Here is a 10,130-nt window from a genome sequence, read left to right as displayed (position 1 = left end):
CCACCCTCCCGCCGACGCCGCCCGCGCGCTGGCAGACGAGTGCAGCGCCGACCGCAGCCTGCACCCCGGGCAGCAGCGGCTCCTCGCGCGCGCCGGCCGCGCGCAGGACGTCGCGGACGGTGTCGAGGGCGTACGGGTCGGCGCCCTCGTCGGCGACCAGCAGCACCTCCCGGCCGACGGGCACGGACGGACCGCGCGTGCGCAGGGACTGGGGGCGCGGCCACACACCGGGGGCGCCCTCCAGGCGGACGCGGTCGTCCGGGCCCGCGGCCTGGCGCGCGGGTTCCTCCGCGGTCCTGTCCTGGGGCGGGGCCGAGTGCGCGGCCGGTGCGCCGCCGAGCAGTCCGCCGAGGACGGCCGCGACCAGTGCCGTCGCACCGGTCCGGCGTGTGGCGCGGCCATGCGTCGCGTGGTTCACGTCTTCCTCAGGCCCCTCTCGACCCGTTTCCCGGCCCGCAGCCCCAGTCCGGTTCCCCGCTCCGGCCCGGAGCGGCTCCCCGGCCGGGCCCCGGGCCCGCCGATCGGTGACGAGCCCATCACCGCCGTGGTGAGGGTGTCAACGACAGGGGCCGAAGTGCCCGGTTTGTCGACCGGTGCGGCCGAGGCGGGAAGAACCGGGGGCGTGCTGGGGCGGGCCGTGCCCGGATGCCCGGCCGTACGCCCAACCGGACGGCCGGCCCGCGGGGAGGCGGTAAATCCTGGTCGAGATGCCCGCTTTGCTCGAATGCCCTACGCTGACAGGCGCGTCACACCGCGAAATCATCGGCGGCGACTCTGTGAGCCATGTCACGTTTATGCCGCCGAAAGTGTCTGGGTTCCGCCTCAGTGGGTAGGGCCCTGATGTCCGACCGACAGCAACGAACGGAGGCCTCCGTGGCCGCGTCCGCTGAACTCCTCACCCCCCTCCCCCTGTTCCCCAAACAGGGGCAGGAGCCGATCGACCTGTCCGGAGTCTCCGACCCCGACTCCGGCCTGGACGGCTCCTGCTCCTGGGACTACGCCGAGACACCGCTGACCAGCGAACCCCCGCTCGCCGACGCCGCCCCGCTCACCAGTGAGCCGCCGCTGGCCGCCGAACTCCCGCTGACCAGTGAACCGGCCGGGGTGGGATACGGAACGGATTCCGCGGAGATCTAGGCCCGGAGAGCCCAGGGAGAGCGGAGGGAGTTCCCATGAGCCGACTGGCGCGACTGGCCGCGGCGCACGGAGTCTGCACCTCCTACGACCCGGCCCCGGGCCGTACGATCCGGGTGCCCGACGACACGATCGTCGAAGTGCTCGCCGCACTGGGCGTCGACGCCTCCACCCCGGACGCCGTACGCGACGCCCTGGCGCGCCACGCGCGCGAGGAGGCGGCCCGGCTGCTGCCGCCCACCGTCGTCGTACGCGCGGCCTCCTCCCGCGGCGACACCTCCCCGCCCGCCACGTCCCAGCCCGCCGTCCGCGGCGGCGTCCCCCCGCTCCCCGACGGCACCGCGCTGAGGGTCGAGACGGAGGACGGGCGCACCCTGGACTGGGGGGCCGACCCGGACGCCGAAGGCGAGCGGCTGCCCCTGGGCTGCCACACCCTCCACGCCGAGGCCCCCGACGGCCGCACCGCGAGCGCCGCCCTGATCGTCGCCCCGGACCGCTTCCCGGCCGTCCGGGGCCGTTCCTTCGGCCTGCTCGTCCAGCTCTACTCGCTGCTGTCCTCGCGCTCGTGGGGCATGGGCGACCTCGCCGACCTCGCCGATCTGGCCGCCTGGTCCGGGCGCGCGACCGGAGCCGACTTCATCCAGCTCAACCCCCTGCACTCGGCCGTGCCCGCCGCCGAGGGCGAGAGGGTGGACCCCTCCCCCTACCGGCCCTCCTCGCGGCGCTTCGCCGACCCGGTGCACCTGCGGATCGAGGAGATCCCCGAGTACGCCTACCTGCGCGGCGAGGCCCGCGCGAAGGCGGACGCACTGCTGGCCCAGGCCGCCGAACTGCGCGAGGCCACCCTCGCCAAGGACGGGATGATCGACCGCGACGCGGTGTGGTCGCTCAAGCGCCGCGCCCTGGAACTGGTGCGCACCGTCCCCCTCGGCCCCGGCCGCCACGTCGCGTACTGCGACTTCCTCGCCGAACAGGGCCAGGACCTGGAGGACCACGCCGTCTGGTGCGCCCTCGCCGAGATCCACGGGCCGGACTGGCGCTCCTGGCCCGCCGGCCTGGACGACCCCCGCTCGGCCGCCACCGCCCGCGCCCGCGGTGAACTGCTGGACCGGGTGGACTTCCACACCTGGCTGGCCTGGCTCACCGACGCCCAGCTCGCCCGCGCCCAGCGCACCGCCCGCGACGCGGGCATGTCCATCGGCCTGGTGCACGACATGGCGCTCGGCGTCCACCCCTCCGGGGCGGAGGCCTGGGCGCTCAAGGACTTCCTGGCCACCGGCATGTCCATCGGCGCCCCGCCGGACGCCTTCAGCCCCCACGGCCAGGACTGGGGCCTGCCGCCCTGGAACCCGGGCGCGCTGGCCGCCTCCGGCTACGCCCCCTACCGCACGCTGCTGCGCGGGCTGCTGAGGCACACCGGCGGCCTGCGCATCGACCACGTGATGGGCCTGTTCCGGCTGTGGTGGATCCCCGAGGGCCGCCCGCCCACGGAGGGCGCCTACGTGCGCTACGACGCCGAGGCCATGCTCGGAGTGCTCGCCCTGGAGGCGTACCGCGCCGGATCGGTCGTCGTGGGCGAGGACCTGGGCACCGTCGAGCCGGGCGTGCGCGGAGAGCTGGCCGGGCGCGGCGTGCTGGGCACCTCCGTGCTGTGGTTCGAGCGCGACTACGACCACATCCGCACCCCCAACCACGAGACCCCCCAGCCGCTGGAGCCGCAGGACTGGCGCGCCGACTGCCTGGCCACCGCCACCACCCACGACCTGCCCAGCACCGCCGCCCGCCTCAGCGGCGACCACGTACGGCTGCGCGACGGCCTCGGGCTGCTGGCGGGCCCGCTCGCCGATGAGCAGACCCGGGACGCCATGGAGACCGCCGAGTGGATCTCCCACCTGACCCGTCTGGACCTGCTGCCGGAGGGGCCGGGCGAGGAGGAGAGCGAGATCAGGGGCCTGTACCGCTTCCTGGCCCGCACCCCCGCGAGGATGGTCGGGGTCTGGCTGCCCGACGGCGTCGGGGACCGGCGCCCGCAGAACGTGCCGGGCACCTGGGACCAGTACCCCAACTGGCGGCTGCCCGTCGCCGACGGCGACGGCAGGCCCGTCACCCTGGAGGAGCTGGTCACCTCGCCCCGGATGCGCGATCTGCTGGAGACGGTGTACGAGGAGCTGCACGGGCCGCGCGAGCGCCGCATACCGGCACCCGGGCAGCACGGCGGGCAGCACGAGGAGAGCCACGCGGAACCCGAAGACCACCCTGGACGCGTGACCTCCGGAGAGGTTCGCTAGCGTTGACTCCGTGGACAACAAGGTCAAGGTCAACGAGAACGTCAGGAGCGCCGGCACCGCCGTGCGCGCCGGATTCGTCACCGCCCTCACCGCGCTGACGCTGCTGGTCGCCTCCCCCTCCGCCCTCGCCCTCTACCGCGACGACGGCGACGACCCGGGCACCGGCCTGAGCGTGGTCGAGACCCTCGGCCTGTACGTCGTGGCGCCCCTCGCCCTGTTCGCGATCATCGCCGCGCTGGTGATGGTCGGCGACAAGTCCTCGCGCCCGAGCGGCCAGATCGGCGGCCGGCAGGAGCCCAACCGCGGCTGATCCGCGGCCCGCCCCTCCCCGGCGCACCGCGGCGGGGCTCCGGACGACGGACCGGCCCTCCACCGGCCCGCCCGGTGGCCGACCGGGTGATTGGCCCGGCGAACCGGCCGCCGATTGTCCCTGCCGGGAGGACCCGACGGCTCCGTAGCGTCACGGCATGACCCTGCGGACACGGCCGGCTCCGTCCCGGCGGCTGGCACTGGCCCAACTGATCAACTCCGTCGGCGACGGCGCGTACTACGTCTGCTCCGCGCTGTACTTCACCCGCGTCGTCGGCCTGTCCGCGACCGAGGTCGGCCTCGGCCTCACCGTCGGGTGGGCGGCCGGCGCGGTGGCGGGCGTACCCCTGGGCCACCTGGCCGACCGGCGCGGGGCGCGCGGCACGGCCGCCGCGCTGGCGGTGGCCACGGGAGCGGCGGTCGCCGTCTTCCTCACCGTCCGCGGCCTGCCCGCCTTCGTCCTGGCCGCCGTGCTGTACGCCTGCTGCCAGTGCGGGCTGGGCGCGGCCCGGCAGGCGCTGCTGGCCGCCCTGGTCACCGAGCGGGAGCGCACCCGCGTCCGCGCGTACCTGCAGTCCACGGCGAACGCCGGACTCGCCGCCGGCGCCGCGCTCGGCGGCCTGGCCCTCCACCTCGACACCGCCGCCGCGTACCGCGCGGTCCTGGCGGCGGACGCGCTCGCCTTCCTCGCCGCCGCCCTCGTCCTGACGCGCCTGCCCGCCGTCACCCCCACCCCGCCGGCGGCGTCCGGCACCCCGCGGCTGGCCGTCCTGCGCGACCGCCCGTACGCGCTGATCACCGCGCTTCACACGGCGCTGCTGCTGTACATGCCGCTGCTCAGCGTCGTCATCCCGCTGTGGGTGGTGCAGCGCACCGAGGCCCCGCGCTGGACGGTGGCGGCGCTGCTGATGCTCAACACCCTCGGCGTCGTCGCCCTCCAGGTCCGCGTGGCGCGCGGGGTGCGGGACCTGCGCACCGCCACCCGCCACATACGCGCCGCGGGCGTGCTGATGCTCGTCTCCTGCGCGGCCTTCGCCCTCACCACCGTCCCCGCCTCGCCGTGGACGGCCCTCGCGGTCCTCCTGGCGGCCGCCTGCCTCCAGGTCCTGGGTGAGACGGCGCTGGCCTCCGGCGCCTGGGAGATCTCCTTCGGCCTCGCCCCGGAGGGCCGCCACGGCCAGTACCAGGGCTTCTTCGGCACGGGAGCGGCCGTCGCCCGCATGTTCGGCCCGCTGCTGCTGACCTGGCTGGTCCTGGGCGGCGGCCCGCTCGGCTGGCTCGCCCTGGGCGCGGCCTTCCTCGCCGCCTCCTGGGCCATGGGCCCGGCAGTCCGGTGGGCGGCGGCCTCCCGGCCCGCCGATGCCGCCGCTGTCTCCGCCTCCGGTCCGGAACCGGCCACGACCGCGCCGTAAGGCGCGGTGGCGCGCGGGCCCGGCGCGGGCGTCAGAGCATGCCGCTCTTGACCGCCGTCACGAAGGCTGACCGGCCGGCGTTCGGGAAGACCGGCGCGGGCCCGTCGGGGGCCTTACTTCCGGGCCGGTCGGCACAGGCGCTGCGGGTGTTCGCCGGTGCCGAGGATCTCGTCGAACAGCCTGGAGGCGTCCGGCTGCGGGCGGCGCACCGCCGTCTCGAACCGGCCGACGTAGGTGCCGGATCGGGTGGGTCCGTGAGGCAGGCGGGGGCTGCGGTGGTGCTCGAAGTCGGCTGTGTCGGCCGGAAGTTCGCTCTGTTCAACCCCTTGACCGAGGACGGTCCGCCGCTAAGGTCTAGACCTGAGAACCTCAGGTCTAGACCTCAGGTCAGCCTCTGTCCTCGTCCCACGGCGCTGTCCGTGTGAGGGCACGGCGCGTGGACGGCGACACCTCTCGCGGCATCCGGTGTGTCCACGCTCCCGCGCCACCCGGCGGGGCGGTGCGACCGGCACGGCGTGCGCGCCGTACCCCACCCGGTCGCACCGGGCTTCCGGGTGGCGGTCTCGACGACACCGAAGAAAGTGGAATGGCATGAACACGAAGAAGCGAGTGGCCCTTGCGCTCGGCGCGATGGTCGCCCCCCTGCTCGCCGTCAGCCTTCCGGCGGGTACGGCCAACGCCCACGGCTGGGTGACCGACCCCGGCAGCCGCCAGGACCAGTGCGCCGAGGGCGTCGTCGACTGCGGCCAGATCTCGTACGAGCCGCAGAGCGTCGAGGGGCCGAAGGGGCTCAGGAGCTGCAGTGGCGGCAACCAGCAGTTCGCCGAACTCGACGACGACAGCAAGGCCTGGCGGGTCACGCCGGTCGGTTCCTCCCACACCTTCACCTGGAGCCTGACGGCGCGCCACGCCACCGACACGTGGCAGTACTTCATCGGCGACCGGAAGATCGCCGAGTTCGACGGCAACCGTGCTCAGCCGCCCTCCCAGGTCAGCCACCAGGTGAACTTCGGCGGCCTCACCGGCCGTCAGAAGGTCCTCGCGGTGTGGAACGTGGCGGACACCGCCAACGCCTTCTACGCCTGCATCGACGTCAACATCGGCGGCACGGGCGGCGGTGACGGCGGTGGCGACGGCGGCGGCGACGGAGAGCCGGGCGCCTGCGCCTCGCCGAACTGGGGCGCCGGGAACGTGTACACCGGCGGCAGCACCGTCACCCACGAGGGGCACACCTGGCGCGCCAAGTGGTGGACGCAGGGCGAGGAGCCCGGCACCACCGGCGAGTGGGGCGTCTGGGAGGACCTCGGAGCCTGCGCGGCCGCCTGACCCGGTGACCGCGTGACCGCGTGACCGCGTGGTCTTGCGGCCGTGTGACCGCGGCCGGGCCGGCGCGCGCCCGCAGGGGCGCGCGCCGGCCCTCTCGGTTCCCCGCCATACGTGCGCCGCGTACGCCTTCAGCCGGTGACGCGGCCGGGGTCGCGCAGCCGGATCTCCTGGCGGCCGTCGCGGGTGACCGTCAGGCCGAACTCGCCCTGTCGCGGGCAGCCTTCGGCCTCGTACACGCGCCGGGCGGCCTCCACCCGGTCCCACAGGGAGGCGGGGCCGTACCGCCAGACCTCGAACGGGCCTCCGCCGTCCCCGGCCCGGCCGCCCCCGCCGCGGTGGCCGCCGTCAGCGCGGCCGGCCGGGGGCGAGCGGATGTGGGGCGGAAGCGGCCGGGCCCGCCGCCGCCCGGAGAGGGGCGGTGGCGGGCCCGGCGGGGGGATCCTCGGGCTGCCCACCGCATACGGTCGGCGGCGGGCGGACGTCCTGCGGCCGGACGCGCTCAGCGGCGCTTGCGGCTCTCCTTCCACTGCTCCCACTTGGCGTCCTTCAGAGAGGACCGCAGGGCGTAGAAGGCGGGCTTGCGCTCGAAGTCCTCGGTCATGACCGTCGCCGAGCCCTCGCCCTGGAAGAACACCGGCACCCAGGAGTACTTGTCGGTGAAGCCCCAGATGGTGAAGGAGTTGCACTCCTCGACCGCCAGGCACGCCTCCAGCACCCGCTGGTACCAGTCGGCCTGCTGCTTCTGCTGCTCGGCGGTGGGCACGCCGCTCTCCGGCAGGTCCATGCGGATGTCCAGCTCGGTGACGGCCGTCTCCAGGCCGAGGTCGTCGAACCGCTGCAGGTTCTGCTGGAGGTCGCCCGGGAAGCCGTAGCGCATGCTCAGGTGCGCCTGCACGGAGAAGCCGTGCACGGGCACGCCCTGCGCGAGCAGCTCCTGGCTGAGCTCGTAGTAGGCGTCGCTCTTGGCGTTGTCGCTCTCCACGTTGTAGTCGTTGAAGAACAGCCTCGCCTCCGGGTCGGCCTCGTGGGCCCAGCGGAAGGCGTCGGCGATGATCTCCGGTCCGAGCTCGCGGATCCAGATGTTGTCCTGGGTGCGCAGGTTGCCCTGGTCGTCGAAGATCTCGTTGGCCACGTCCCACTGCTGGATCTTGCCGGCGTAGCGGCCGACGACGGTGGTGATGTGCTCGCGCAGGATCTCGCGCAGCTCCTCCTTGGAGAAGTCGCCCTGCTCCAGCCACTCGGGGTTCTGGCTGTGCCACAGGAGCGTGTGGCCGCGCACGACCTGCCGGTGGCGCTCGGCGAACTCGACGATGGCGTCGGCCGCCCCGAAGTCGTAGGTGTCCCGCTCGGGGTGGATGAACTCCCACTTCATCTGGTTCTCGGGGGAGACCGAGTTGAACTGCTGCCCCAGGATCTTCCGGTACTTCCGGTCGTGGGTGAACGGGTCCGGGTAGTCCTGCTCGAGGTGGTGGCCGCCACCCGCCACGGCGGTGCCCACGTAGAACCCCTTGGGAGCGGCCTCGCGAAGCCGGTCGAACTTGGCGTTGGAGTGGGGCGCGGCCTGCTGGTCGGCGGGCGGGGCGGCCGTGGCCGAGGTCACCACCAGGGGCAGGGACAGTGCGGCCGCGGTGAGTGCGGCGGTGGCGATGCGGATGGGTCTCATCGGAGGGCTCCCATTTTCGGTCGACCTTTTCAAAGTTTCCGGAAAGTTTCCGGACACTTGGTTCAGGGACGCTAAGGGCCGTTCGGCCAGGGCGTCAATACCCGTGCACCGCCGTGTTGGCCGCCGCCGTCCCGCGCACCGGTGTGCCGGGTGGGACGCAAGGGGGTGCGGACGCGGGGGGAGGCGCGGGGACGCATGGCGCGTGGCAGACTCGGCGCATGATCGTCGAACGCGCGTACGCACACGTGGAGTCGTACGACGACGGGGAATGGCCCTGGTCCCTCCCCTGCGTACGGGCGCTCCTCACGGACGGGCTGCGCTTCACCGCGCCGGTGACGTTCCTGGTGGGCGAGAACGGTTCGGGGAAGTCCACGCTGGTCGAGGCCCTGGCGGAGGGCTTCGGTCTGGACCCCTGGGGCGGCTCGCACGACTGGCGCTACGCGAGCCCGCGCGCCAAGTCGGAGCTGGGGGAGCGGATCCGGTTCGACGCGGCGCCGCGCGGGCGGCGCATGCTCGGAAGCTGGTCCGCCCGCACCGGGTTCTTCCTGCGGGCGGAGACGGCGCTGGACGCGCTGGAACGGGAGGGGTTCGCGCCGGATTCGGTCAGCCACGGCGAGGGATTCCTCGCCGCGTTCCGGGGGAAGTTCCTGAGACCCGGGCTGTATGTGATGGACGAGCCGGAGGCGGCGCTGTCGTTCGCGTCCTGCCTGGAACTGATCGGCCACATCGACCGGTTGGCGAGGAGCGGCGGCCAGGTCGTCTGCGCCACCCACTCACCGCTGCTGACCGCACTGCCGGGCGCGGACGTCATCGAGGTCGGCGACCACGGCCTGCGCCGGACGGCCTGGGGCGAACTCGCCCTGGTCGACCACTGGCGCCGCTACCTGGCCGACCCCGGGGCCTACCTGCGGCACGTCCTGGACTGAGGACCGCCCCCCGGGGCGCTCCCTGGGCGCTCTCCGCGGCGGGCCGGCACGCCCGGTGGGCGGCCGTGCCTAGTGGGCGACCATCCCGTGCTCGGGCCAGGTGCCGGAGGCGCGGTGGACGCGGGCGATCCCGCGGACCGCGGCCCGGAAGCCGAAGGTCTCCTCGCCGTCGTCCGGTTCGGCCCCGTAGGTCGCCTTGTCCAGGGTCATGGCCCGGTCCGTCTCCTCGGGGTGCCCGCCGAACGCGTAGCGCACGGTGGAGGCGTCCTCGGAGAGCTTGCGGTAGTGGACGAGTATCGCCATCAGTGCCGTTCCTCCCGGGCGTCCCCCGGCATCCTGGCCCACCGCCGCGCCCGGCACAACGCCCTTTCCACCCGCCCCGCCCGCCCCGGGCCGCGCGGCTGTCGGTGCGACGTGCGAACATGCCACGCCATGGATCTGTCCTCGCTCATCGCACGGCTCACGCTCCCGCCGTCGACGGACTCCGGCCGGCCCGCCGTGCCCGTCCCCGTCGACTGGGACGCGGTCGAGAGCTGGCTTGGGCTGGGGCTGCCCGCCGACTACAGGGCGCTGGTCTCCGCCCTCGGGCCGCTGGAGATCGGCGGGCGGCTGCGGCTGCACGCGCCGTGCGAGCGGGAGGGGGGATACGACTACGGGGACTGGCTGTGGGAGACCCACCGGGAGTGCCGCATCTCCTCCCGCCGGGCCCTGCGGCGGGAGCCGCCGCCGTTCCACCCCGAGCCCGGCGGGCTGCTGGCCTGGGGCGATACGCGGGAGGGCGTCAGGCTGCTCTGGGACACCGGGGCGTCCGGCGACCCCGACCGGTGGCCGGTCGTCGTGTTCGACGCGGAGGCCGCCCGGCGCGGGAGCGATCCGTGGCACGAGTGCGGGACGACACTGACGCAGACCCTGGCCGCCCTGCTGACCACCGGGATCCGGATGCCCGGCGGCGGGGCGCTCGGACCGCTGCCGCCCACCGCGCGCCGTACCGCCTTCCTGGTCGGCGCCCGCCCCTGGAGGCCGCCCGCGCCCGGGCCGGCGCCGGAGCGCGGGGGCTCGGCCCCGGCGCACG

General features: G+C 74.6%; 11 protein-coding genes. 8 read left to right on the top strand and 3 right to left on the bottom strand.

Annotation, left to right across the window (positions count from 1 at the left end):
• Positions 1 to 418, bottom strand: a 418-nt coding sequence (locus tag ACLIYP_RS27090; RefSeq protein ID WP_459076357.1) for a beta-N-acetylhexosaminidase family protein, incomplete at its 3' end; no start/stop codon positions are given.
• A 455-nt stretch (positions 419 to 873) separates the two neighbouring features.
• On the opposite strand from ACLIYP_RS27090, the gene ACLIYP_RS27085 reads away from it, so the two are divergent.
• The 6 genes from ACLIYP_RS27085 to ACLIYP_RS27060 all read left to right on the top strand — a co-directional run bounded on the left by ACLIYP_RS27085 (position 874) and on the right by ACLIYP_RS27060 (position 6,469).
• Positions 874 to 1,137, top strand: a complete 264-nt coding sequence (locus ACLIYP_RS27085) for a hypothetical protein (RefSeq protein WP_093849159.1) — start codon at positions 874 to 876, stop codon at positions 1,135 to 1,137.
• A gap of 35 nt (positions 1,138 to 1,172) precedes the next feature.
• Positions 1,173 to 3,422: a 4-alpha-glucanotransferase gene (gene malQ / locus ACLIYP_RS27080; RefSeq protein WP_412715730.1), complete on the top strand. Its 2,250-nt coding sequence runs from the start codon at positions 1,173 to 1,175 to the stop codon at positions 3,420 to 3,422.
• A gap of 10 nt (positions 3,423 to 3,432) precedes the next feature.
• A complete protein-coding gene (locus tag ACLIYP_RS27075; RefSeq protein ID WP_412715729.1) occupies positions 3,433 to 3,732 on the top strand; it encodes a hypothetical protein in 300 nt (99 codons plus the stop codon).
• 157 nt (positions 3,733 to 3,889) lie between these two features.
• Complete coding sequence (locus tag ACLIYP_RS27070) at positions 3,890 to 5,143, top strand: MFS transporter (RefSeq protein ID WP_412715728.1); 1,254 nt, start codon at positions 3,890 to 3,892, stop codon at positions 5,141 to 5,143.
• Positions 5,144 to 5,190: 47 nt separating this feature from the next.
• Positions 5,191 to 5,568, top strand: a complete 378-nt coding sequence (locus tag ACLIYP_RS27065) for a hypothetical protein (RefSeq protein WP_412715727.1) — start codon at positions 5,191 to 5,193, stop codon at positions 5,566 to 5,568.
• A 166-nt stretch (positions 5,569 to 5,734) separates the two neighbouring features.
• Positions 5,735 to 6,469, top strand: a complete 735-nt coding sequence (locus ACLIYP_RS27060) for a lytic polysaccharide monooxygenase (protein WP_412715726.1) — start codon at positions 5,735 to 5,737, stop codon at positions 6,467 to 6,469.
• 499 nt (positions 6,470 to 6,968) lie between these two features.
• Here ACLIYP_RS27060 and ACLIYP_RS27055 read toward each other — a convergent pair whose 3' ends face one another.
• On the bottom strand, positions 6,969 to 8,132 hold the full coding sequence (locus ACLIYP_RS27055; protein ID WP_412715725.1) for an endo-1,4-beta-xylanase: 1,164 nt from the start codon (positions 8,130 to 8,132) through the stop codon (positions 6,969 to 6,971).
• 218 nt (positions 8,133 to 8,350) lie between these two features.
• Here ACLIYP_RS27055 and ACLIYP_RS27050 point away from each other — a divergent pair, with 218 nt between their 5' ends.
• Positions 8,351 to 9,058 (top strand): AAA family ATPase, encoded by a 708-nt coding sequence (locus ACLIYP_RS27050; RefSeq protein WP_412715724.1) that lies wholly within the window; start codon positions 8,351 to 8,353, stop codon positions 9,056 to 9,058.
• A 69-nt stretch (positions 9,059 to 9,127) separates the two neighbouring features.
• Here the strand turns inward: ACLIYP_RS27050 and ACLIYP_RS27045 are convergent, their stop codons facing one another.
• Positions 9,128 to 9,361 (bottom strand): hypothetical protein, encoded by a 234-nt coding sequence (locus ACLIYP_RS27045; protein ID WP_412715723.1) that lies wholly within the window; start codon positions 9,359 to 9,361, stop codon positions 9,128 to 9,130.
• A gap of 129 nt (positions 9,362 to 9,490) precedes the next feature.
• Here ACLIYP_RS27045 and ACLIYP_RS27040 point away from each other — a divergent pair.
• Positions 9,491 to 10,130: SMI1/KNR4 family protein (locus tag ACLIYP_RS27040; protein WP_459076356.1), on the top strand; the 640-nt coding region annotated here is incomplete at its 3' end.

The sequence above is a fragment of the Streptomyces nanhaiensis genome (assembly GCF_046614825.1).
In the GTDB taxonomy this organism is placed as follows: Bacteria; Actinomycetota; Actinomycetes; order Streptomycetales; family Streptomycetaceae; genus Streptomyces; species Streptomyces radiopugnans.
Note: the sequence above shows the minus strand (reverse complement) of the source record. Positions and strands in the feature narration are given on the sequence as shown.